Origin of the sequence: Bradyrhizobium sp. WSM2793 (assembly GCF_000379585.1) — a bacterium.
Classification (GTDB): Bacteria; Pseudomonadota; Alphaproteobacteria; order Rhizobiales; family Xanthobacteraceae; genus Bradyrhizobium.
On record NZ_KB902768.1, the window covers coordinates 585,670 to 607,720 of the forward strand.

At 64.6% G+C, this 22,051-nt stretch carries 22 protein-coding genes and 1 pseudogene; 19 read left to right on the forward strand and 4 right to left on the reverse strand.

What is annotated here, in order from left to right:
- Positions 1–112 precede the first annotated feature (112 nt).
- From A3AS_RS0102535 to A3AS_RS0102545, 3 genes are all read left to right on the forward strand, one after another.
- Positions 113–1,192, forward strand: a complete 1,080-nt coding sequence (locus A3AS_RS0102535) for a HoxN/HupN/NixA family nickel/cobalt transporter (RefSeq protein ID WP_018316038.1) — start codon at positions 113–115, stop codon at positions 1,190–1,192.
- On the forward strand, positions 1,173–3,485 hold the full coding sequence (locus tag A3AS_RS0102540) for a TonB-dependent receptor (protein ID WP_020508602.1): 2,313 nt from the start codon (positions 1,173–1,175) through the stop codon (positions 3,483–3,485). Before A3AS_RS0102535 ends, A3AS_RS0102540 begins: the two co-directional genes overlap by 20 nt.
- A 146-nt stretch (positions 3,486–3,631) precedes the next feature.
- On the forward strand, positions 3,632–4,951 hold the full coding sequence (locus A3AS_RS0102545) for a DUF3422 domain-containing protein (RefSeq protein ID WP_018316040.1): 1,320 nt from the start codon (positions 3,632–3,634) through the stop codon (positions 4,949–4,951).
- Between the two features lie 805 nt (positions 4,952–5,756).
- Here the strand turns inward: A3AS_RS0102545 and A3AS_RS0102550 are convergent.
- From A3AS_RS0102550 to A3AS_RS0102560, 3 genes are all read right to left on the reverse strand, one after another.
- Positions 5,757–6,836: a YeeE/YedE family protein gene (locus A3AS_RS0102550; protein WP_018316041.1), complete on the reverse strand. Its 1,080-nt coding sequence runs from the start codon at positions 6,834–6,836 to the stop codon at positions 5,757–5,759.
- A 74-nt stretch (positions 6,837–6,910) separates the two neighbouring features.
- Positions 6,911–7,261, reverse strand: coding sequence for a metalloregulator ArsR/SmtB family transcription factor (locus tag A3AS_RS0102555; RefSeq protein WP_018316042.1), 351 nt, complete (start codon positions 7,259–7,261; stop codon positions 6,911–6,913).
- Between the two features lie 35 nt (positions 7,262–7,296).
- Complete coding sequence (locus A3AS_RS0102560) at positions 7,297–7,668, reverse strand: regulatory protein SoxS (RefSeq protein WP_018316043.1); 372 nt, start codon at positions 7,666–7,668, stop codon at positions 7,297–7,299.
- 107 nt (positions 7,669–7,775) lie between these two features.
- Here A3AS_RS0102560 and A3AS_RS0102565 point away from each other — a divergent pair, with 107 nt between their 5' ends.
- Positions 7,776–8,507: a cytochrome c biogenesis CcdA family protein gene (locus A3AS_RS0102565; protein WP_018316044.1), complete on the forward strand. Its 732-nt coding sequence runs from the start codon at positions 7,776–7,778 to the stop codon at positions 8,505–8,507.
- A 2-nt stretch (positions 8,508–8,509) separates the two neighbouring features.
- On the opposite strand, the gene A3AS_RS0102570 is transcribed toward A3AS_RS0102565, so the two are convergent.
- Positions 8,510–9,124, reverse strand: coding sequence for a hypothetical protein (locus tag A3AS_RS0102570; RefSeq protein ID WP_245283131.1), 615 nt, complete (start codon positions 9,122–9,124; stop codon positions 8,510–8,512).
- Positions 9,125–9,276: 152 nt separating this feature from the next.
- Here A3AS_RS0102570 and A3AS_RS0102575 point away from each other — a divergent pair, with 152 nt between their 5' ends.
- The 15 genes and pseudogenes from A3AS_RS0102575 (at position 9,277) to A3AS_RS0102645 (ending at position 22,030) form a co-directional block, all read left to right on the forward strand.
- Positions 9,277–9,894, forward strand: a complete 618-nt coding sequence (locus A3AS_RS0102575; RefSeq protein WP_085963934.1) for a thioredoxin family protein — start codon at positions 9,277–9,279, stop codon at positions 9,892–9,894.
- 127 nt (positions 9,895–10,021) lie between these two features.
- Positions 10,022–10,477: a sulfur oxidation c-type cytochrome SoxX gene (gene soxX, locus A3AS_RS0102580; protein WP_026201590.1), complete on the forward strand. Its 456-nt coding sequence runs from the start codon at positions 10,022–10,024 to the stop codon at positions 10,475–10,477.
- A gap of 18 nt (positions 10,478–10,495) precedes the next feature.
- Positions 10,496–10,948 (forward strand): thiosulfate oxidation carrier protein SoxY, encoded by a 453-nt coding sequence (gene soxY, locus A3AS_RS0102585; protein ID WP_018316048.1) that lies wholly within the window; start codon positions 10,496–10,498, stop codon positions 10,946–10,948.
- Positions 10,949–10,966: 18 nt separating this feature from the next.
- Entirely contained in the window at positions 10,967–11,293 is a 327-nt protein-coding gene (soxZ, locus tag A3AS_RS0102590; protein WP_018316049.1) for a thiosulfate oxidation carrier complex protein SoxZ, read from the forward strand.
- 29 nt (positions 11,294–11,322) lie between these two features.
- On the forward strand, positions 11,323–12,144 hold the full coding sequence (gene soxA / locus A3AS_RS0102595) for a sulfur oxidation c-type cytochrome SoxA (protein WP_018316050.1): 822 nt from the start codon (positions 11,323–11,325) through the stop codon (positions 12,142–12,144).
- A 27-nt stretch (positions 12,145–12,171) separates the two neighbouring features.
- The gene (soxB, locus tag A3AS_RS0102600) at positions 12,172–13,863 is read left to right on the forward strand and encodes a thiosulfohydrolase SoxB (protein ID WP_018316051.1); all 1,692 of its coding nucleotides are present in this window, start codon (positions 12,172–12,174) and stop codon (positions 13,861–13,863) included.
- 6 nt (positions 13,864–13,869) lie between these two features.
- Positions 13,870–15,132: a sulfite dehydrogenase gene (gene soxC / locus A3AS_RS0102605; RefSeq protein ID WP_018316052.1), complete on the forward strand. Its 1,263-nt coding sequence runs from the start codon at positions 13,870–13,872 to the stop codon at positions 15,130–15,132.
- Entirely contained in the window at positions 15,116–15,808 is a 693-nt protein-coding gene (locus A3AS_RS0102610) for a c-type cytochrome (RefSeq protein WP_026201591.1), read from the forward strand. Before soxC ends, A3AS_RS0102610 begins: the two co-directional genes overlap by 17 nt.
- Positions 15,805–16,269, forward strand: a complete 465-nt coding sequence (locus A3AS_RS0102615; protein WP_018316054.1) for a DsrE family protein — start codon at positions 15,805–15,807, stop codon at positions 16,267–16,269. Before A3AS_RS0102610 ends, A3AS_RS0102615 begins: the two co-directional genes overlap by 4 nt.
- Positions 16,270–16,283: 14 nt before the next feature.
- Positions 16,284–17,189 carry an alpha/beta hydrolase gene (locus A3AS_RS0102620; protein ID WP_018316055.1) on the forward strand — a complete coding sequence of 302 codons (906 nt, stop codon included), beginning with the start codon at positions 16,284–16,286 and terminating at the stop codon, positions 17,187–17,189.
- Positions 17,190–17,197: 8 nt separating this feature from the next.
- Positions 17,198–17,640: pseudogene (locus tag A3AS_RS0102625) on the forward strand (DsrE family protein).
- A 105-nt stretch (positions 17,641–17,745) separates the two neighbouring features.
- On the forward strand, positions 17,746–18,831 hold the full coding sequence (locus A3AS_RS0102630) for a YeeE/YedE family protein (protein ID WP_049814771.1): 1,086 nt from the start codon (positions 17,746–17,748) through the stop codon (positions 18,829–18,831).
- 154 nt (positions 18,832–18,985) lie between these two features.
- On the forward strand, positions 18,986–20,245 hold the full coding sequence (locus A3AS_RS0102635) for an extracellular solute-binding protein (RefSeq protein ID WP_018316057.1): 1,260 nt from the start codon (positions 18,986–18,988) through the stop codon (positions 20,243–20,245).
- Between the two features lie 2 nt (positions 20,246–20,247).
- Positions 20,248–21,189: a carbohydrate ABC transporter permease gene (locus A3AS_RS0102640; RefSeq protein WP_018316058.1), complete on the forward strand. Its 942-nt coding sequence runs from the start codon at positions 20,248–20,250 to the stop codon at positions 21,187–21,189.
- Positions 21,182–22,030, forward strand: a complete 849-nt coding sequence (locus A3AS_RS0102645; protein ID WP_018316059.1) for a carbohydrate ABC transporter permease — start codon at positions 21,182–21,184, stop codon at positions 22,028–22,030. Before A3AS_RS0102640 ends, A3AS_RS0102645 begins: the two co-directional genes overlap by 8 nt.
- Positions 22,031–22,051 lie beyond the last annotated feature (21 nt).

Below are 22,051 nucleotides of genomic sequence, written 5' to 3' on the forward strand. Positions count from 1 at the left end.
GGTGACTTCCGTCTCGGTGGGCCCTTTCGGCCGCCAGGCCGAAAAGTGGCGCAGCTCTTGCTCTTGCCAGTATGAGGGTTCTTGATAAACGTCATACTGCGGGATCAGGTGGATGGAGCAGGCGGTGAGGCGGACTCTGCGGGCGGTCGAGCCCGGAACGGTGGTGCTGTTCGGGGGGCTGATCGCCGCCAACATCGCCGCATGGGCCTGGGCCTTCGCGCTGTTCGGCGACCGGCCGACGGTGCTTGCGACTGCGCTGCTGGCGTGGGTGTTCGGTCTGCGCCACGCCGTCGATGCCGACCACATCGCCGCCATCGACAACGTCGTGCGCAAGCTGATGCAGACGGGTGGCGCGCCGCGTAGCGTCGGCCTCTATTTTGCGCTCGGCCATTCCACCGTCGTGGTGGTCGCGACCATATTGCTCGCGCTCGGCGTGGTGAGCCTGGGCGGCGACAGTCTGCTCAAGGAGATCGGCGGCCTCATCGGCACGTCGGTGTCGGCGCTGTTCCTGCTCGTGATCGCGGCCATCAATCTCGTCATCTTCGCCGGCCTGTGGCGGACGTTTCGTGCGGCGCGGGAGCAGGGCGTTCACGACGCCGAAGGTCTTGAGACGCTGCTCGCCAACCGCGGCTTCCTCGCGCGACTGCTCGGACCGCTGTTCCGCCTGGTCACGAAACCCTGGCACATGTATCCGCTCGGCTTCCTGTTCGGGCTGGGCTTCGACACGGCGACCGAGATCGGCCTGCTCAGCATCTCAGCAACCGAAGCCGCGCGCGGCGCGTCGGTCGCCGACGTGCTGGTTTTCCCTGCACTGTTCGCGTCGGGCATGGCGCTGGTCGACACCGCCGACTCCGCGCTGATGGTGAGCGCCTATCGATGGGCCTTCGTCGATCCCTTGCGAAAGCTCTGGTACAACCTCACGATCACCGGCGCCTCCGTGGCGGTCGCGCTGTTCATCGGTGGTATCGAGGCGCTCGGGCTGATCGCCGACCGGCTCGACTTGTCCGGAGGGATGTGGACGCTGGTCGAGGGCCTCAACGAGTCGCTCGCCAATGTCGGCTTTGCCGTGATCGCGCTGTTTGCAATCGCCTGGCTCGTCTCGGTCGTGCTCTATCGCCGCATCTTTGCGGACGGCCGGCACCGGGCCGCGACGAAAGCTCTGGCATGCGCCGATGCGACCGAAGCGGCATGAGCCCTTTCGTGGCGGCGGCGCGCTGACGGCACTCTCGGCCCTGGTTCTGCTCGCGGATGACGGCCGCGCTTTCGCCCAGGGCGAAAACACCTCACGCGAGCTGCCGGCAATCCAGGTCGGCGGCGGCGAGACGGCGGGGCGCAAGAAGCCGGTCGCATCGCGCCGGGCCGGCAAGCCGTCCCCGGCCGACCACCGCATCCCCGCGTATCCGGCAGCGGCGCAAGCGTCGGATGTGCGCAGCGTCGCCTCGGGTGCAAAGGGTCAGCTTGGCATGGCCAGCGAGATCTCCGTCTCGGGCGAGGAGATCAATGCACGCCCTTTCACGCGGCCGGGCGAAGCGCTCGAAGCCGTGCCGGGTCTCATCGTGACGCAGCATTCCGGCGAGGGCAAAGCCAACCAGTATTTCCTGCGCGGCTATAATCTCGACCACGGCACAGACCTTGCCATCACCGTCGACGGCGTCCCCGTGAACATGCGCACCCACGCGCACGGCCAGGGCTATGCCGATCTCAACTGGCTGATCCCGGAAACCATCGCCGCAGTGGACGCGCGCAAGGGGCCGTACTTCGCCGACGAAGGCGATTTCGCTTCGGCCGGCAGCGTCCATATCGGTCTGATCGACCGCACCAGGGGAATAGCGCAGCTGACCGCCGGCAGCTTCGGCTATCGCCGCCTGCTCGGCATGGACTCCGCGAAGGTCGGTGACGGCTCCTTGCTCGTGGCCGGCGAGATCGGGACCTACAACGGCCCGTGGGACAACCCGGACAATGTGCGAAAGCTCAACGGCCTCGTGCGCTACAGCCAGGGCACCGCGACCGACGGCGTCTCCGTCACCGGCATGGCCTACGCCAACAAATGGAATTCGACGGACCAGGTCCCGCAGCGCGCGATCGCATCCGGCTTTCTCGATCGCTTCGGCTCGGAAGATCCAAGTGACGGCGGCAATACCAACCGTTTCGCGCTCTCGGGCCGCATCGCGCAGAGCGACGATCTCGGCTCCTGGAAAGCCAACGCCTATGTCGTGAAGAGCCAGCTCGACCTCTTCAACAATTTCACCTACTTCCTCAGCGATCCCATGCTCGGCGACCAGTTCCACCAGCACGACGATCGCCTGATGGGGGGCGCCAACATTTCGCGCACGCTGAACGGCTCGCTGGCGGGCTTGCCGATGCAGACCAGCTTTGGCCTGCAGTCGCGCTATGATGCGATCGATCTCGCGCTCACCAACACCTTCCAGCGCGGCTTCCTTGCCAACATTCGCAGCGACAAGGTCGGCGAGGGCAGCGTCGGCATCTATGCCGAAAATACGGTGCGCTGGACCGACTGGCTCAGGACGACGGTGGGATGGCGCGGCGACTATTATGCCGCCGACGTCACCTCGCGGTTCAATGCCAACAACTCCGGCCGCACCGACGCCGTACTCGGCAGCCCGAAATTCAGGATGGTGCTCGGCCCGTTCAACCAGACCGAATTCTTCTTCGGCGCCGGCTACGGCATGCACTCCAACGACGCCCGCGGCGCGACCACGACGGAGGATCCCAGCGATCCCGCGACGAGGCTGACGCCATCGCCGCTCCTGGTGCGCACCAGGGGTGCAGAGGTCGGCGTGCGCAGCAGGATCGTTCCCGGCCTCGACACCTCGCTCAGCGTCTTCATGCTGGATCAGGATTCCGAGATCCTGTTCTCCGGCGATGCCGGGGACACGTCCGCGACCCGCGCCAGCCGACGCTACGGCTTCGAATGGACCAACCACTACCGGCCGACGTCCTGGATCGACATCGATGCCGATCTCGCAATGACTCATGCACGCTTCCGCGGCTATGACAGCGAGCAGGCGGACGTCTATGCCTCGCTCGCCGGCTATCCCGAGGCGCAGATCGGCAACGCGCCCGGCAACTACATTCCGAACTCGCCGGCGATGGTGGCATCGGCAGGCGTCACGCTGGGCGAGAGGACCGGCTGGTTCGGAACCTTGCGCTGGCGCTATCTGGCGTCGAGCCCGCTGACGGAGGACAACGCATTCCGTTCCTCTGCGACCAGCATTTTCAACGGCCGCCTTGGCTATCGCGTCGACAATGGCTGGCGCCTTCAGCTCGACGTGTTGAACCTCCTCAACACGAGGGCGAACCAGATCAGCTATGCCTATGGCTCGCTGCTCAAGACCGATACGCTTTACAACCTCTGCATATCGGGGACTGCGCCAACTTCAGTCTGTCAGAACGGCGTGATGGACTACGTGCTGCACCCCGTGGAGCCGTTGACGTTCCGTCTTACCATCGCCGGGACGTTCTAGGTCGCGGCAGGCCATGGGCCGCGAGAGTCTCCGCGCGAAAAAATGGTCCCGCAACGCGCGATGCGTTGCAGGCGAGGTTTGTTGTGGTAGTGAACGGCGAGGTTGGCGACACATCGCGGCCTGAAAGCCCAGCAGGGGGACCGTCGATGAACCGTGACCTCGATCTCGCCGACTTCGAACTGCACCCGCAGCGTGGTGCGGTGCTGGCCGAGGTGCATGCCCGCCCATTCACCCGGCTGACAGCGCCGGTCACGGTGCTGCGCTTTGCCTTTCTCGGCCAGGGCGAGGTCGCCGAGGCGGACCGGCAGAGCTTCGTGGCATTCTGCATGTCGCACGGCCAGGCGCCGCCGGACGCCGGAACCAAGCATCATCAGGTGATGATCGGTGACACCCAGCTCCGCTGGGAGCAACACTCGGAGTTCAGCACCTTCACCTGGATCCTGAGCAGCCCGCAGACGCCCGCGCGCCGGTTCGGCGAGATCGGTGAAGAGTCTGCCGCGTTGATCCGGTCTCTGCGCCAATCCGGCCAATTGCTGGTCGCCGTCAAGCTCGAGGTCGAGCAGACTTCGGCGGCGCTGGAGCGTGCGCAGCAGCTGTTCGAGAGAGGCAGTCTCGCCATTGCCGCGGTCCGCAGCGGACCTGCCGTCGTGGCATCCGACTTTCGCACGGACGATCAGGGCTTCGTCCGCATTCTCGTTTGCAACGACGGCCTCTCGCCCGGCCGGCTCGGCGCCCTCGTGCAGCGTGTGCTGGAGATCGAGACCTATCGCACGCTGGCGCTGCTTGGTCTGCCCGCCGCGCTCGAGCTTGCGCCCGCTGTCGATCATATCGGTAGGCGGCTCGTCGAAGTGCTCGAGGAGATGCAGGGCGCCGAGGATCTCAAGCTCAACAACCATCTCCTGACGGAACTGACCGCATTGGCGGCTTCGCTGGAAAGGGGAGCTGCCGGCAGCTCGTTTCGGTTCGGCGCCAGCCGCGCCTACAACGACATCGTGCAGGCGCGCCTCGCCGTGATCGAAGGCGGCGAGATCGCGGGCTATCCGACCTGGTCCTCCTTCCTCGCCCGCCGCATGGCACCTGCGATGCGCACCTGCGCGACGATGGAGGACCGGCAGGCCGATCTGTCGATCAAGCTCGCGCGCGCGGCTGATCTGTTGCGCACACGCGTCGATGTCGAGCTCGAGGAGCAGAACCGCGATCTCCTGCGCTCGATGGATGAGCGCACCCGGTTGCAATTGAGGCTACAGAGCACGGTCGAAGGCTTGTCGGTGGCGGCCATCGGCTACTACGTCGTCAGCCTGTTCGGCTACCTCGCCAAGGGTGCCCATGACGGCGGCCTGCATGTCGAGCCTTCGCTGGCAACCGCGATCTTCGTGCCGGTCGCCGTGGCGGTGGTCTGGATCGTCACCCGCAATATCCGCAGGCGGCACTTGAAGCACGACGAAATGTCCGGCGCTCACGACTGAGGGCGCAAACGAGGGCCCTTGCGCTCCCGCGCCGATCCGGGATGCAGCTACGCTCATCCGGGCTCCGGGGCCGAGCCTGTGTCGCCCTCTGTCAATCCGCTTCGCTAAAAATATTCCACTTTACCGAAATTCGGTTTCGGCGTATGTGTCGTCCATCCCGGCACCCAAGAGGGTCGATCATGTGTCGTCACGCATCGCGAGCCGGGCTTGCGGTGGACGCGGCAGCGTCGGCACGAGCGGCGCGGGCAGGGCGGGTAGTCCCTGTGAGCCCGGGGCTTCGTGCGGATGAGCGGCGCTGTTCAGTTCGTCTCGCCACATTCTTTCGGCAACGTCGACAAGGCCGGGAGATAATGTGGTGACCAGCGAACGCGCGTACGGCAAAACCGTGTGGTCCTGGCCGTCGTTGCTACGGTCAAGCCTTTCGCGGAGATGCGAGCGAGCCCAACCGGGCAGACTGCATCATCCAAATTCGCGGGGCGAGGGAGGCCAGAAGGAATGGTCGGCTCCCGGGAGATCACGGCATAAGCCGTCCAACCACCGCGCAGGGAAGGCCGAGTGATCGGCACCACCTGTATGCTGCTGTGCGGTTCTTCTGCGTGTGCATTTCGCGCAGCGGACCGCGGGTGCGAGCCAGCACCCGGCCTTCCCTGCGCCCTCTTGGATGAGAGGGTCGCGAGACCAAGCAAAGCTCGGGCGAAATCAGCCGCGAGAATGCGAAGGTGTGTCTGCCGTCATGCTTGAAAGGGCAACCGGACTGCAGGAGGATACGAGGCCGGCAGTTCGACGGCGATCCGCGTTTTTCGAGTCAGGTCGAGACCCCGAACAGTCTGCGAACGGCCGGCAGCCACTCGCCGGTCATCGTGAACTCGAGCCCGAGGCGCGCGCCGCAGGCGATGGCCAACATCGTGACGGGTGCCGAAACCGCGAGCGTCGACAGCGCGCTGAGGCCCTGACCGATGGTGCAGCCCATCGACATGATGCCGCCGATGCCCATCAGCAGCGCGCCGATCATGTGACGCTTCAGCTCGCGTGCGTCGTCGCACGCTTCCCAGCGGAAGCCGCGCGCGAGCATCGCGGCGGCAAACGAGCCTGCGACGACGCCGGCAACCGAGCCGATGCCGAAATTGAGCCGCGCGCCGGAGAAGGTGGCGACGTAGAGAATGGCGTCACCAAGCGGTGCCACGAAGCTGAGCGAGGAGACCCGCACGGGGTCGAACTCGTCGTCGGCAAGCCATCCGGTGGCAAACCAGCCGAACGCAATCGCGGCGCCGACGGCAATGCCGGAGGCCAGCAGCCGCGGCGACCGGATCAGCCTGCCATCTGCAAGGGCCCAGAAGGCGAGCGCGGCGGACATCGCCACGACGAGGATCGCGCGCATCGCGCTGCCTGCGCCGAGCAGCGACGTCAAGGTCTGGGTGCTTCCCTCGGGTAGCCGCAACGACAACGGCTCGATCAGCATCAGGCGCAGCATGCCGGTGATGCCGCGCATGGTCGCGAGCGCCGACAGGCCGAGCACGAGAAAGACCACGATGGCGCGCAGATCGCCGCCGCCAACGCGCACCAGCGTACCGAAGCCGCAGGTGCCGACCAGCGCCATGCCGACGCCGAACATCAGCCCGCCGATGATCGCACCGCCAAGTCCGATCGACGCCGTGAGGTAGATCGACCGCGACAGATCGACAATGCCGAACGCGGCGAGCGCCTGGGTCGCGAGCAGGGCGACTGCCGCGGCCAGCGCGAAGGATTTCAGCCGACGAAAATCCGATCCGAAGAATGCGTCCTCGAGCATCGCCAGCGTACAGAAACGACCCGCGCGGCCGGCAACGCCGAGCACGGCACCGGCGGCAAGCCCGCATGCGAACGCTATGGTCGAAGGGCTCAGCATTCCTCCCGCTTCGTTTTTGGTTCTGCCTTGCGGGTAGTCTGCGCCGGTGGGGCGCGAAAATCCAGCGTGGAGAACTACCGGCGGCGCCGGCGAACCGGCTCGCAGAACACGTCGTAAACGGCGGTGAGAATCTTGCGGACGTCCTCGCTGGCGAGACTGTAGTAGATCGTCTTGCCGTCGCGGCGGGTCGTCACCAGCCGATCGAGCCGCAACCGCGCGAGCTGCTGGGAGACGGTCGATTGGCGCTCGCCAAGGAACTGCTCGAGCTCGGTCACGGACTTCTCGCCCTCGGCGAGGATGCAGAGCAGCAGCAATCGGGACTCGTGCGACAGCGCCTTGAGCATGTCGCTGGCCTCGCGCGCCTTCTCGATCATCTGCTCGAGTTCGGCGGAGCCCTCGATATCCTTCAGCTTTGGCAACGGCATCGCGTCAAGTTCCTCTCAGAAAATCCGCAAGATGGTCACGACCTCCCGGGTTCCGATCCCGTGTTTGACAGGATTCGGTCCAACAGGCCGAAGAAGAAGGCATCGCCGGGATAGCCGCGAATGCGCCCGATCTCACGGCCCTCTTGTACCACGACGAAGGTCGGCGTGAAGGGACCCGGATCGATTCCGGCGAGATCGGCGGGAAGGGGGCTGTTCAGGTCGACCCGGCGCAGCGGTGCGGCCCGGCCTTCGTCGGACTTGCCGTAGATCGGGGCGATCTCGGCGTTGAAGCGCGCGCACCAGGCGCAGCCGGCGCGCTCGAACATGAGGAGCTCGGCGGCGCGCGATGCCGTCGCGGGCAGCGTGAGCCCGACGGCGAGCGCGAGCAAAACGATGATTCTATTCATGCTGCGTAACCGGCCTTTGCAGACTTCCTCGTGAAGGACTTGCTTTCCAAACGTCGATCGGCGCTTTATATCATTAAATTCGTATATGTGCTAGGGATGGGGCGGAAATGACCTTGGACGTTACGCTGGGTGCGGCCTTCGTCGCGGGCCTGTTGTCGTTCCTGTCGCCCTGCATCCTGCCCCTGGTGCCGCCCTTCCTGTGCTACATGGCCGGCGTCTCGGTCACGGATCTGTCCGGCGACAGGCCGGATCTGCGGCCGCGGATCCTGATCTCCGCGCTGGCCTTCGTGGCGGGCTTTTCCCTGGTGTTCGTCGCGCTCGGCTCGACCGCCTCGATCGCGGGACGTTTCATTTCCGCGCACCTGTCGACGCTCGGCATCGTCGCCGGCGGGCTGATTATCGTCATGGGCCTGCATTTCCTGGGGCTCCTCCGGATTCCGCTGCTCTATCGCAGCGCGACCGTGCAGGTCGACAACCGCCCGGCCGGCGTGGCGGGGGCTTTCGTCATGGGCCTGGCCTTTGCGTTTGGCTGGACGCCCTGTGCCGGCCCCATCCTCGCCGCCGTCCTGCTGATGGCGGGATCGGAGGACACGACCGGACGGGGCGCACTGCTGCTCCTCGCCTATTCGGTCGGGACCGGCATTCCCTTCCTGGTCGCGGCGGCCTTCACCGGTCGCTTCATTGCCGCGCTCGGCCGTGTGCGCCGGCATCTCGGTCTGATCGAGAAGACGATGGGCGTATTCCTGGTCGCGACGGGTCTGATGTTCCTGACCGGATTGATGCCCGTGGTCTCCGAATGGCTGCTCGAGCATTTTCCTGCATTGACCAGCATCGGCTGAGGCTAGCCGTAACGGAAGTCGAGCAACTGGGCAAAGGATTGCAGTTCGATGAGGTAACGATGCACGAGGGGGCCGTCGCCCGCCATCGCGGCATGAGCGATCTCGCCGCTGCTGGCGATTGCGCCGTCGATCAGGCGGCGGAATTCACCTTGGGCGGCGATCTCGCTGTTTGCCCATTCGTTACAGCGTTGAAGCCGATCGCGGAACGCGCTCGCGGCGGCGACGGTGTCCTCGGCATTCGCCGATGCCGGCTTTTCGCCGTACCTGGTGGCGGCGATACGCAACGCCTCCATGGCGGGCGCAATCTCGAAGATGCAATCGCCGAGGTCGTACAGGCCCGCGTGACGCCTGAGCGCGTGAAAAGCCTGCCGAACCGCAAGCAACTCGCGGCCGGCGGCGACATTGTCTCCGCGGTCCAGCGCGCCCGTGATCACCGTGAGTCTCTCGCGACCTCCGTCGAGAAATCGCGTCAATTCGGCCGGCGCATAAGCGGGCGGGGGACCGGATGTGCTCGGCACAAGCCGCTTCCACCCGGCGACCGCTTCGTCCGTCTCGATCTGCGCCAGTGCGAAATTTCCAGTGCGCGCATAGCTCGCGGCGGTGCGCAGATTGGCCATGATCGGCGCCATCGCCGATGCGAAATCCGCAGGTCTATCGGCTTCCGCGCCGAGCGCGAGCGCGTTCGAGGCCAGCCATGCCAGCAGCACGATGGTGCAGCGCAAGATCGGATCTCCTTGTCACATTCGTGTATTCGAATATCATAATGAAAATGAGCAACGCGCAAGACCTTCCGAGGCACGAAACCCCGACGTCGCTTCGCACGCCAACGCGACGCGGCGTCCTCGCATTCGCTGCAGGCGCGGCGTTGGCCGGCCGCGGCGCGGCGGCGGCCGAGCCCGCCGTCGGAGAAGACGGGCTCTATCACGAGCCCTGGTTTCTGCAGAGCTTCCTCGATCTGCGCGACGATCTGGAGGGCGCTGCGGCCGGCGGCAAGCGGCTTGCCATCATGTGGGAGCTGCGCGGCTGCCCCTATTGCCGCGAGACGCATCTTGTGAACTTCGCCGATGCCGGCATCGCCAGCTATATCCGCGACAATTTCGAGGTGTTGCAGCTCAACCTGATCGGCTCGCGCAAGGTGACGGACTTCGACCGCCAGGAATTAACAGAGAAAGAGCTCGCCCAGAAATACGGGATCCGGTTCACGCCGACCTTTCAGTTCTTTCCACCATCCGCCGATGGCCTCGAAACAAAGGATGCAATGGCGCGCGAGGTGGCGCGGGCACCCGGCTATCTCAAGCCGCCGCACTTCCTGGCGATGTTTCGTTTCGTGCGGGAGCGCGCTTACGAGCGCGGCTCGTTCCGGGATTTTCTGGCCGCGAACGGCTGATGCGGAACGCCGTCGAATTCCGCTTGACGCCAGCGTTTATATGAACATATCATAATAACTGAATTTGATGGACTGTGAGTCCGTCGTGACCAAGCGGGCGTCACCCCGCGATCCGAGGGTAGGGAACATGCGGCGCTCGCTTGCAGCTGCGTTTGCACTTTGTCTGTCGGCCGGAAGCGCTCTGGCGCAAGATCCGAACAAGGAGCCGATCAGGCTCGATATCGTCAACGACTCCTTGCCGAAATCCCTGACCGGCGCGCCCGGTAATGCCGCCACCGGCAAGAAGGTGTTTCTGACGCGCACACTCGGCAACTGTCTGGCCTGCCACCAGGTCACCAGCCTGAAGTCCGAGGATTTCCACGGCGAGTTCGGTCCGTCGCTGGACGGCGTGGCCGGCCGCTACACCGAGGCGCAATTGCGCCTCATCATCGCCGACCCCAAGCGCATCTTTACCGACACCGTCATGCCGGCGTTCTTCAGGAATGATGGCCTCAGCCGGGTGCGCCCGGAGTTCGTCGGCAAGTCCATTTTGACGGCCGCGCAGGTCGAGGACGTCATCGCTTTTCTCAAGACGCTGAACTGACGGCGAGGAGGATCAGGAATGAGAGCCATCAATCGACGGCAGGCATTTGCGCTCGGGGGCGGCTTCGTCGTGCTGACGCTGATGCCCATCGCAGCCGATGCCGAGGTGACGGGCGATGCGGCGAAGTGGATCGAGGCGTTCACCGGCGGCAAGCAACCTGCCAAGGGCAAGATCGCGCTCGACCTGCCGGAGATCGCGGAGAACGGCAACACCGTGCCGCTCTCGATCAACATCGAGAGCCCGATGACGGCAGACGCCTATGTGAAAGACGTTCTGATCATCGCCGACGGCAACCCCAATGCGGGCGTGGCGACGCTGTCGTTTACGCCGCTGTCGGGCAAGGCGGAAGCTTCGATCCGGATCCGGCTTGCGACCACGCAGAACGTGATTGCGGTCGCGAAGATGAGTGACGGTTCGCTGTTCATGGAGCAGAAGACCGTCAAGGTCACCATCGGCGGCTGCGGCGGCTAGGGCTTCAGGAGAGGAACAATGGCAGACAAACCGCGCATCAAGCTTCCCAAGGAAGCGGCCAAAGGCGAGGTGATCCAGATCAAGACCCTGGTCTCGCATGTCATGGAATCCGGCCAGCGCAAGGACGCGCAGGGCAAGGCCATTCCGCGCAAGATCATCAACAAGTTCGCCTGCGAGTTCAACGGAAAGCCGGTGTTCTCCTGCGCGCTCGAGCCTGCGATCTCGGCCAATCCCTACGTCCAGTTCGACGCGCGGGTCGACGAAGCCGGCACGTTCAAGTTCTCCTGGACGGACGACGATGGCACGGTGATCACGGCTGAAGAGAAGATTGCGCTCAAGGCATGATGCGCATCGCGCATTGAGGGAGGCACGCAATGGCGCGACGATATGTTGGGTTGGCCGCTCTGGTCGCGGCCGCCGCGTCGGTTGCGACGCTCGCGGTCGCTGAGGACGCCGAGCGCAAGGGCATCGCGGCGCCGCCCGGCCACGTCTTCAAGACCATCATCTCCGGCTACGAATTTCGCAGCAAGGAGACCCGCGCGCTGCAGGACGACGATCTCGAGAATCCGGGCTTCCTCGCCGTGGAGCGCGCGGCTGACGTCTGGAAGAAGGTCGAGGGCAGCGAGGGCAAGTCCTGCATGAGCTGTCACGGCGAGGCCGAGACCAGCATGAAGGGCGTCGGCGCCGCCATGCCGAAATGGGACGACAAGCTGAAGAAGCCGGTCAATCTCGAACAGCGCATCAACATCTGCCGCAGCGATCACATGAAGGCGGAGCCCTGGAAATTCAAGTCCCGTGAGCTGACCGACATGACCACGTTCGTGCGCTACCAATCGCACGGCATGAAGGTCGCGGTGAAGACCGATGGGCCGATGTCGCCATGGTTCGAGCGCGGCAAGCAGATCTATTACACGCGCTACGGCCAGCTCGATCTGGCCTGCGAGTCCTGCCACGAGCGCAACAACGGCAAGTTCATGCGCGCGGACTTCCTGAGCCAGGGCCAGACCAACGGTTTTCCGACCTATCGGCTGCGCGACCAGCGCCTGGTGCCACTACATGAGCGGTTCGAAGGCTGCATGTTCGACGTGCGCGCCGAGCCGTTCAAGCCGCTATCGGACGAGTTCCTCGCGCTCGAGCTCTATGTGGCCTGGCGCGGCATCGGCCTTCCGGTCGAGACGCCGTCGGTGCGCAACTGAAACGTTGAGCTTGCAGGAGTGTTGCGCATGATCTCTCGCCGCGAGTTCATCCAGGTTGCCGCGGCAACGGCGGGACTTTCGACCGGTGTGGGCTCCAGCCTGACCCGTGCGTTCGCCCAGCAGCGCTTGACCGAAAGGGAATTGTTGGCCTTCGAGCCGCTCGGCAACGTCACGCTGGTGCATGTGACCGATATCCACGGCCAGCTGATGCCGCTCTATTTCCGCGAGCCCTCGACCAATCTCGGCGTGGGCGAGGCCAAGGGCCTTCCGCCGCACGTCACCGGCAAGGAGTTTCTCGCCCGGTTTGGCATCGCGCCCGGCTCGTCGGCGGCCTACGCGCTGACCTCGGAGGATTTCGAGGCGCTCGCCAAGAGCTATGGCCGGATCGGCGGCCTCGATCGTGCCGCGACCGTGATCAAGGCGATCCGTGCCGAGCGCGGCGACAAGGTCGCATTGCTCGACGGCGGCGACACCTGGCAGGGCTCATGGTCGTCACTGAAGACGCGCGGCCAGGACATGATCGACTGCATGGCACTGCTCAAGCCCGACGCCATGACCGGGCATTGGGAGTTCACCTACGGCAGCGAGCGGGTCAAGCAGGCCATCGAAGGCCTCGGCTTCCCGTTCCTCGGTCTCAACATCCGCGACACCGAATGGAACGAGGCGGCGTTCGAGGGCTCGACCATGATCGAGCGCGGCGGCGTCAAGATCGCGGTGCTCGGCCAGGCCTTCCCCTATACGCCGGTCGCCAATCCGCGCTGGATGATTCCGAACTGGTCGTTCGGCGTGCGCGAGGAGGACGTCCAGGCGCAGGTTGACAAGGCGCGCAAGGGCGGCGCGCAGCTCGTCGTGCTGCTCTCGCATAATGGCTTCGACGTCGACCGCAAGCTGGCGAGCCGCGTCAAGGGCATCGACGTCATCCTGACCGGGCACACCCACGACGCGCTGCCCGAAGCGGTGAAGGTCGGCAAGACCCTGCTGATCGCATCGGGCTCCTCCGGCAAGTTCGTCTCGCGGCTCGATCTCGACGTCCGCGACGGTGAGGTCAAAGCGTTCCGTTACAAGCTCATTCCGCTGTTCTCCGATGTGATCACGGCGGACGCCGAGATGGCCGCGAAGATCGCCGAGGTCCGCAAACCCTTCGCCTCCGATCTGGCCAAGGTGCTCGGCAAGACCGACTCGCTGCTCTACCGGCGCGGCAATTTCAACGGCACGTTCGACGATCTGATCTGCCAGGCGCTGCTGCAGGAGCGCGATGCCGAGATCGCACTCTCGCCCGGTTTCCGCTGGGGCACCAGCGTGCTGCCCGGACAGGACATCACTTTCGAGGACGTCACCAACGCGACCGCGATCACGTATCCGGCGGTTTACCGCATGGGTATGACGGGTTCGCGGTTGAAGGAGATCATCGAGGACGTCGCCGATAACCTCTTCAATGTCGACCCCTATTATCAGCAGGGCGGCGACATGGTGCGGATCGGCGGGCTTTCCTACGCGATCGACGTCACCAAGCCGCAGGGGCAGCGCATCTCCGACATGCAGGTCCTCAAGACCGGCACGCCGATCGAGCCCGCCAGGGAATATCAGGTCGCCGGCTGGGCCAGCGTCAACGAAGGAACCGAAGGGCCGCCGATCTGGGACGTCGTCGCGAATTACCTGACGCGACAGAAAATCGTTCGGCTCGAGCCCAACCGGGCCGTCAAAGTTACCGGAGCGTAAGAAGCGATGTCGAAGATGGACAGTCAATCCCGTCGCAGCTTCCTGGCCGCCGGCGCCGGCGTCGCAGCCTCGATGCTGGCAAGGCCGGCGGCCGCAGGCGGAAATCCCGCCAACCAGCCGCCCAATGTGCCGGAATGGACCACGTCGCTCGGCGAGGGCGTCGCGGTGCGCCCGTATGGTAAGCCGTCGAAATTCGAGAAGGACGTCGTCCGGCGCGACGTCGAATGGCTGACCGCCTCGCGCGAATCCTCGGTGAGTTTCACGCCGCTGCATGAGCTCGAAGGCATCATCACCCCGAACGGCCTCTGTTTCGAGCGGCATCACGGTGGCATCGCCGAGATCGATCCGGCCGATCATCGCCTGATGATCCACGGGCTGGTCGAGCGTCCGCTCATTCTCACCCTGGAGGAGTTGAAGCGCTATCCGCGCGTCAACCGCATCCACTTCATGGAATGCGCGGCGAATTCGGGCATGGAATGGCGCGGCGCCCAGCTCAATGGCTGCCAGTTCACCCACGGCATGATCCACTGCGTGCAGTACACCGGCGTCTCGCTGCGCACCCTGCTGGAGGAAGCCGGCGTCAAGGCGAGCGGCAAGTGGCTGCTGGTCGAAGGCGCCGACGCGGCGGCGATGGACCGCAGCCTGCCGATCGAGAAAGCGCTCGACGACTGCATCATCGCCTACAAGATGAACGGCGAGGCGCTCTATCCCGAGCAGGGCTATCCGATGCGGCTCGTGGTGCCGGGCTGGCAGGGCAATCTCTGGGTCAAGTGGCTGCGCCGCATCAAGGTCGGCGACCAGCCCTGGCACACTCGCGAGGAGACGTCGAAATACACGGACCTCATGCCGAACGGCAAAGCGCGCCGCTTCACCTGGTCGATGGACGCCAAGTCCGTGATCACGAGCCCGAGCCCGCAAGCGCCGATCAAGCACGGCAAAGGCTTTACCATCGTCTCGGGTCTGGCCTGGAGCGGCAACGGCAAGGTCAAGCGCGTGGACGTGTCACTCGACGGCGGCCGAAATTGGTGGCCGGCGCGGCTCGACGGGCCGGTTCTCGACAAGGCGCTGACGCGTTTTTACTACGAGTTCGACTGGAACGGTGAGCCGCTGCTGCTGCAATCGCGCGTGCAGGACGAAACCGGCTATTTGCAGCCGAGCAAGGCGGAGCTGCGCAAGATCCGCGGCGTCAACTCCATCTATCACAACAATGGCATCCAGACCTGGCATGTGCAGGCCAATGGTGAGGTCGAGAATGTCGAAGTCGCTTAAGTTCACTGCAGCCGCGCTGCTCGCATGCGCGCTGAGCGTGCCGGCGCTCGCGCAGCAGAAGGCGGAGGCCAAGAGCGGTCCACGCTATCACATCGGCCGCGCGCCGACCGCGGACGAGATCCGCGGCTGGGATATCGACGTGCGCCCGGACGGCCAGGGCCTGCCGGACGGCAAGGGCACGGCCATGCAGGGCGAAAAGCTGTTCATGGACAATTGCGCGAGCTGCCATGGCGAGTTCGGCGAGGGCAACGGCCGCTGGCCGGTGCTGGCCGGCGGCAAGGGCTCGCTGACATCGGATAATCCGGTCAAGACCGTGGGCTCGTACTGGCCCTACGCGACCACCGTGTTCGACTACGTCCGTCACGCCATGCCTTATGGCAATACGGGATCCCTGTCCGTCGATGAATATTATGCGCTGGTCGCTTACGTCCTCTATCTGAACGACGTCGTCACCGATCAGAACTTCGAGCTGAACAAGAAGACCCTTGCGACGATCAAGATGCCGAACGAGCAGGGGTTCGTGATGGACGACCGCGCCACCAGCGAGAAGTCGTTCTGGCAGAAAGACCCCTGCATGAAGAACTGCATTGCCCCGGTGAAGATCACGGGGCGCGCTGCCGCCATCGACGTGACGCCCGAGGACGGCAAGGAGAAGAAGTCGCGGGGCGTGGAGTGAAACACGGCCGGGCGAGCCGCCGCGCGCTGCTGCACGCGGCTCTCGCTGTTGGCTCGCTCATCGTAATCCATCCGGCCGTGGCCCGGGCGGCCGAACCTCACAGGCTCGCGCTGCAGATCAGCGACGACGACCCGGTCAAGATGCGCGCCGTGCTCGATGTTGCGGCCAATGTCTCGCGGCATTATTCGGGGCAGGGCGAGGACGTCGAAATCGCAGTGGTCGCCTTCAACGGCGGCCTCGACATGCTGCTTCAGGACCGCTCGCCGGTGAAGGAGCGTCTGGCGAACTTCCTGAAATCGATGCCCAATGTGAGCTTCATCGCTTGCGGCAACACGCTGGAGACGCTGGCGGCGAAGGAGGACAAGCGGCCGCCGCTGATTGAGGGCGTCAGCGTCACACAGGTCGGGGTTGCCGCGCTGATGGATTTGGCGGAGAAGAACTGGACGATTGTCCGGCCCTGAGGAGAAAGCCGCTGATGCAATGGTTGATAGGACTGGCCGTCTTGCTCGCGTTCGCAGGGTCCGCATATGCGGCCGAACAGGAGCTCGAACTGTCGGTCGACGGCCGCACCACGCTCGCGACACTGCGCACGCCAGCCGCGATGTCACCGGACACGCCGCTCGTCGTAATGACCCACGGCACGCTCGCGCACAAGGACATGGAGGTCATTCAGGGCGTTGCCAAGGCGCTTGAGCAGCGCGGCATCGCTTCGCTCGCCCATACGCTGTCGCTGGGGCTCGATCGCCGCAAAGGCATGTACGACTGTACCGCACGGCATGATTATGTCGTTGAGGATGCAGTCGCGGAGATCGGCGCCTGGGTCGCGCGGGCGAGGGGCATGTCCCGGCTCGTCTTCGCGTTCGGCCATTCGCGCGGCGGCAACCAGGTGGCGCGGTATCTTGCAGCGAACGAGATTTCGCCGGTGGCGGGTGGGGTGCTGCTGGCGCCGGTGACCGCAAAAGCCGAGGCCGATCTGCGCGCCTCCTACGCCAAGACCTATGGCAAGCCGCTCGAGCCGGTTCTGGAGCTGGCGACGAAAGCGGTTGCGGCGGGCCGGGGCGGGGAGTGGATGGACGTGCCGGGCTTCGTCTATTGCCGCAATGCCGTGGTTTCCGCGCGGGCCTTTGCGTCATTCTACGGTCCCGATGCCGGCCAGGACACGGCCGCGCTGGTGGCGCGCGTGAAGATGCCGGTGCTGGTGCTCGCCGCGACCAAGGACACCGTCGTGCCCGACGTGGCGGCCGCCTTCACGTCGCTTGCCGGTTCGAGCGGGGGCAGGGTGCATCTCGACAAGATCGAGGATGCCGATCATTTCTTCCGCGACCTGTTCGCGGAAGACGTTGCCGATCGAATCGCCGAGTTCATCAAGCAGGCACGATAGGAGGGACCATGCAGCGTCGATCCATGCTTGGCGCGAGCCTTGCCGGGCTGTTTGGTGCGTTCGCGGTGCGCCAGGCGTCCGCGGCGACGGAAACGGCCGCGCGACAGCGCGTCGTCTATCATCTGGCCGATGCCGATCGTGTCGTCTTTGTTCTGGGCATCTGCAGAACCATGTCGACGGCGTCGGTGGACCCGGCAAGGCCGACATCAGGCTGGTCGTGCACGGACCGGCGCTGCGTGCCTTCCACGCGCTCGCGGCGCAGGACCACACCGTTGCGATGATGACGAAGCTCGTCGATGCCGGCGTCGGCTTCGATGCCTGCGCCAATACGATGAAGGCGCAGGGCGTCAAGTTGGACGATCTCACGCCCGGTTTCGTGGTGGCCGAGAAGGGCGGTGTGGTGCGGCTCGTCGAGCTGCAACAGCAGGGATTTGCCTATTTGCGCCCCTGAGGCCGCTGTGTTCCGGCATCCTGCGACGTCGAGCTTTGATCTGGCTCATGGGACGCCACGACGCGATTGCTAGAATGCATGCTCGCAGCAACAGCCGAGGCGGACGTGCTGACGCCGATCATCGATCTCTTGGGGGAAGATCCGCTGTCATGGTTCGGCGGCCTCATGGTCGGAGGTCTGTTCGGGTTCTTCGCGCAGCGCAGCCGCTTCTGTCTGCGTGCCGCGGCGGTCGAATTTTCCCGAGGCGAGGGCGGGCCGCGCCTTGCCGTCTGGCTCCTGACTTTTGCCGCGGCGCTGGTGGGTACGCAAGGCCTGGTCGCGCTCGGCTGGCTCGACATATCCGAGGCGCGCCAGCTCGCGCAGCAGGGCAGCATCTCCGGCGCTCTCCTGGGCGGTGTGATGTTCGGTTGCGGGATGATTTTGGCGCGGGGCTGCGCCAGCCGGCTGCTGGTGCTCTCGGCCAATGGCAATCTCCGGGCGTTGTTGTCGGGGCTGGTGTTTGCGGTGACCGCGCAAGCCTCCTATCGCGGCCTGCTGTCGCCCGCGCGTGAATGGGTGACCAACCTGTGGCTGGTCGACGGCGGTCCGTCGCGGGACATCATGGCCATGTTCGGTGCCGGCACGCCCGAGAAGCTTGCATTCGGAGGTTTGTGGCTGATTGCGGGGCTGGCCTTCGCCTTTCGCAGCCGGTTGCCGCGCCGGCTGATCCTTGCCGCACTTGCGACCGGAACGGCCGTCGTCGCCGGCTGGCTCTTCACCTACCAGCTGTCGCAGGCTTCCTTCGCGCCGGTGACCTTGAAGAGCCTCACCTTCAGCGGGCCGTCGGCCGAGCTCTTGATGCTGGTGCTCAACAGCGCGCAGCTTCGGCTCGGCTTCGACCTCGGCATCGTCCCCGGCGTATTCCTCGGCTCGTTTCTGGCCGCGGCGCGCGCACATGAACTTAAGCTTGAGGGATTTTCGGACGGGCTCGGCATGCGGCGCTACCTGTTAGGGGCGGTGCTGATGGGGTTTGGCGCGATGCTTGCCGGCGGCTGCGCGGTCGGCGCCGGCGTGACTGGTGCCTCCGTATTCGCACTCACCGCCTGGCTCGTGCTCGGCGGCATGTGGCTGGGGGCGGGACTCACGGATCTGCTTGTCGACCGCGCCGGCGTGCCGCAGCAGACGACGGGCTTGCCGGCCGCGAGCGGCTGACATCAACATTGTCGCATTGCTAAGGACAACATCGAGCGCATTGGCGAATGCGCGTGCTTGCTTCTGAGGTACGTAGATCAGAATTTTAGTTGCGTACCTCAAAAATCGGGAGCAGGATCGCGGCAAAGAATAAGATCGGTCGGGAGGAGATGTGATGAGACTGCTCAGGAAGCTGGGACTCGCCGCTGCCGCATGCCTGCTTTTGGCCGACGCCGCAGCAGCCGATACGATCGTAAAGTGGCTGCACATCGAGGCAAATCCGGCCCAGGTGAAAATCTGGGAGGAGGTCGCGCGCGCCTATGAGGCCTCCCATCCTGGCGTCAAGGTCGAGATGCAGTTTCTCGAGAACGAAGCCTACAAGGCCAAGCTGCCGACCATCCTGCAATCCAAGGATCGCCCGAACATCATCTACAGCTGGGCCGGCGGCGTCCTGAAGACCCAGATCGAGGCAGGCGTTCTCGACGACATCACCGAACAGGTGAAGGGTTACAGCGACAGTCTCACACCGGCCGCGCTCGCCGCGTTCACCGCCAACGGCCGCGTTTATGGTCTGCCGACCGCGCTGTCGCAGGTCGGCTTCCTCTGCAACAAGGAGCTGATGGCCAAGGCGAAAGTCGATCCTGCCGGGATCAAGAGCTGGGACGATCTGCTTGCGGCGGTGAAGACGCTGAAGGCCGCCGGCGTGACCCCGATCGTGGTCGGCGGCGCCGACAAATGGCCGTTGCACTTCTACTGGACCCTTCTTGCGGTGCGCATCGGCGGCAAGCCGGCATTCGACGCTGCATTGCGCGGCGAGGACAGCGGCTTCGCCGGCGAGACCTTCCAGAAATCCGGCGAGCTGTTCAAGCAGCTCGTCGATCTCCAGCCGTTCCAGAATGGCTTCCTTGGTTTCAAGAATCCTCAGGCCGTCGGCTATTTCGGCGACGGCAAGGCGGCGATGACGCTCGCGATCAGCACGGTCTATCATTTGCAGCGCGCTCTCGCCGCCGACAAGGTCGGATTGAGCGAAGACAAGATCTGCTGGTTTGACTTCCCGGTGGTGGCCAGCGGCAAGGGCGCGCCGACCGACACGCTCGGCGGCATTACCGGCTGGCTGGTCACGAAAGGCTCGCCGAAGGAGGCGGTCGATTTCCTGAAATACTTCGTCTCGAAGGATGTGCAGACGCGGCTTGCGGCGGGTAACTTCATCATCCCGGTGGTGCAGGGCGCGGACGCTGGTCTCAACAATGCCTTCATGAAGCTGATCGCGGCCAATCTGGCGAAGTCGAACTACCACCAGAACTTCTATGACCAGAGCCTTGGTCCGTCGGTCGGCCGCGTCGTCAACGACGTCACCGCGGAGATCGCCGGTGGCAGCTTGAGCCCGCAGAATGCCGCGAAGGCGATCGAGGCGGCGTGGAAGCAGGGCAACTGAGGGTGGCGCGACGTATCGCGAATTCGCCCGCGATTGGCGTTGCGGGGACACCGTTCTCTTCGCTCGCGGTCCGCGGCCCGGCCTGGGACGGCCGCTTCACGGTCCTGATCCTGTTCCTGCCGCCGGCGCTGCTGCTGTTCACGCTGTTCGTGGTGCTGCCGATCGGCGAGGCCGCCTGGTACTCGGCCTTCAATTGGAACGGGTTCGGCAGGCCGACCAACTGGATCGGCTTCGACAATTACCGCTTCGTGCTGGAGACGCGCGCCTTCTGGCTCGCGCTGCGCAACAATGGGCTGATTATTGCGGTCTCGCTCGCGATCCAGCTTCCGCTCGCGCTGACGCTCGCCTTGATGCTCGCCGAACGCTTTCGCGGGTCGGTTGCGCTACGCATGCTGTTCTTCATGCCCTATATCCTGGCCGAGATCGCGACCGGGCTGATCTTCAGCTTCGTCTATGACGGCGACTACGGCCTCGTCGCCTCGATCTGGCGCAGCTTCGGCGCCGAGCCGCCGCATTTGCTGGCCTCGACCGATACGTCGATGCTGGCCGTGCTGATCGTGATCGTGTGGAAGTATTTTGGCTTCCACATGATGCTGTTCATCGCGGCGCTCCAGAGTCTCGACAAGAGCCTGATCGAGGCGGCGCGCATCGACGGCGCGACAAGGTTGCAAGCCCTGCGCCATGTCGTCATTCCCTTGCTCTATCCGACGATCCGCCTCTCGGTGTTTTTCGCCATTGTCGGCTCGCTGCAGCTGTTCGACCTCGTCATGCCGCTGACACGTGGGGGGCCTGCGGACTCCTCGAACACGATGGTGAGCTTCCTCTACAACAACGGCATCTCGCGCATGCGGGTCGGCTATGGCAGCGCCATCGGCGTCATCCTGTTCGCGATCTGCGTGACCTTTGCCTTTACCTACAAGCGTTGGTTCATGCGCGATGAATAGTGCGAAGATTTCCCGCAACCCGGTAAATCCTGCCGTGCTGTTCAAGGCCGTGTTCCTCGCCATCGTGGCCATCTTCGTGCTGGTGCCGCTGCTCGCGACGTTGCTCGGCGGTTTCAAATCGCTCGGCGAATTGCGCGTCAACCCGTTCGGTTTGCCGCGTCAATGGGAATGGCAGAACTACTCCGACATCCTGTTCTCCGCGCGCTACTGGCAGCTCCTGCGTAACTCGCTGATCATATCCTCGCTCGCGGTGGTGTTGACCCTGATCACCGCATCGATGGCGGCGTTCACCTTTGCCCATGTCAAGTTCTACGGCAGCTCGATGCTGCTGAGCTATCTCACGCTCGGCCTGCTGTTTCCGGCGGCGACCGCGGTGCTTCCGCTGTTCATCAAGGTGCGCGATCTCGGGCTGCTCGATACCTATTTCGGCGTTGCGTTGCCGCAGGTGGCCTTCAGCCTCGCGATGAGCGTGCTGCTGCTGCGGCGGTTCTTCAAGGACATTCCCTACGAACTGCTCGAGGCTGCGCTGGTCGACGGCTGCAGCTACATCAAGTTCTTCCGCTATGTGACGTTGCCGCTGTCGCGGCCGATCCTGGCGACCGTCGGGACCATCACCTTCGTCAACAGCTGGAACGCCTATCTGTTGCCGCTGGTGATGCTCAACACGGATGCGCTCTATCCGTGGCCGCTCGGCATCATGGTCTATCAGGGCGAGTATTCGTCCGAATGGCACCTGATCCTGGCCTTCATCACGTTGACCATCCTGCCGACGATCATTCTCTTCCTTCTGGCGCAGAAGCACATCGTTGCTGGCCTCACTGCGGGTGCGGTCAAGGGATGAATGGACCCTTACGGAGATCAC

Coding starts and splice junctions, on each gene's coding strand:
- A3AS_RS0102570 (WP_245283131.1), bottom strand. CDS start 9,124: ATGGCCAATCTGCGCACCGCCGCGAGCTATGCGCGCACTGGAAATTTC.
- soxY (WP_018316048.1), top strand. CDS start 10,496: ATGAGAGCCATCAATCGACGGCAGGCATTTGCGCTCGGGGGCGGCTTC.
- A3AS_RS0102610 (WP_026201591.1), top strand. CDS start 15,116: ATGTCGAAGTCGCTTAAGTTCACTGCAGCCGCGCTGCTCGCATGCGCG.
- A3AS_RS0102565 (WP_018316044.1), top strand. CDS start 7,776: ATGACCTTGGACGTTACGCTGGGTGCGGCCTTCGTCGCGGGCCTGTTG.
- A3AS_RS0102560 (WP_018316043.1), bottom strand. CDS start 7,668: ATGAATAGAATCATCGTTTTGCTCGCGCTCGCCGTCGGGCTCACGCTG.
- A3AS_RS0102540 (WP_020508602.1), top strand. CDS start 1,173: ATGCGACCGAAGCGGCATGAGCCCTTTCGTGGCGGCGGCGCGCTGACG.
- soxA (WP_018316050.1), top strand. CDS start 11,323: ATGGCGCGACGATATGTTGGGTTGGCCGCTCTGGTCGCGGCCGCCGCG.
- A3AS_RS0102535 (WP_018316038.1), top strand. CDS start 113: ATGGAGCAGGCGGTGAGGCGGACTCTGCGGGCGGTCGAGCCCGGAACG.
- A3AS_RS0102545 (WP_018316040.1), top strand. CDS start 3,632: ATGAACCGTGACCTCGATCTCGCCGACTTCGAACTGCACCCGCAGCGT.
- soxX (WP_026201590.1), top strand. CDS start 10,022: ATGCGGCGCTCGCTTGCAGCTGCGTTTGCACTTTGTCTGTCGGCCGGA.
- soxC (WP_018316052.1), top strand. CDS start 13,870: ATGTCGAAGATGGACAGTCAATCCCGTCGCAGCTTCCTGGCCGCCGGC.
- A3AS_RS0102555 (WP_018316042.1), bottom strand. CDS start 7,261: ATGCCGTTGCCAAAGCTGAAGGATATCGAGGGCTCCGCCGAACTCGAG.
- A3AS_RS0102620 (WP_018316055.1), top strand. CDS start 16,284: ATGCAATGGTTGATAGGACTGGCCGTCTTGCTCGCGTTCGCAGGGTCC.
- soxB (WP_018316051.1), top strand. CDS start 12,172: ATGATCTCTCGCCGCGAGTTCATCCAGGTTGCCGCGGCAACGGCGGGA.
- soxZ (WP_018316049.1), top strand. CDS start 10,967: ATGGCAGACAAACCGCGCATCAAGCTTCCCAAGGAAGCGGCCAAAGGC.
- A3AS_RS0102550 (WP_018316041.1), bottom strand. CDS start 6,836: ATGCTGAGCCCTTCGACCATAGCGTTCGCATGCGGGCTTGCCGCCGGT.
- A3AS_RS0102575 (WP_085963934.1), top strand. CDS start 9,277: ATGAGCAACGCGCAAGACCTTCCGAGGCACGAAACCCCGACGTCGCTT.
- A3AS_RS0102635 (WP_018316057.1), top strand. CDS start 18,986: ATGAGACTGCTCAGGAAGCTGGGACTCGCCGCTGCCGCATGCCTGCTT.
- A3AS_RS0102645 (WP_018316059.1), top strand. CDS start 21,182: ATGAATAGTGCGAAGATTTCCCGCAACCCGGTAAATCCTGCCGTGCTG.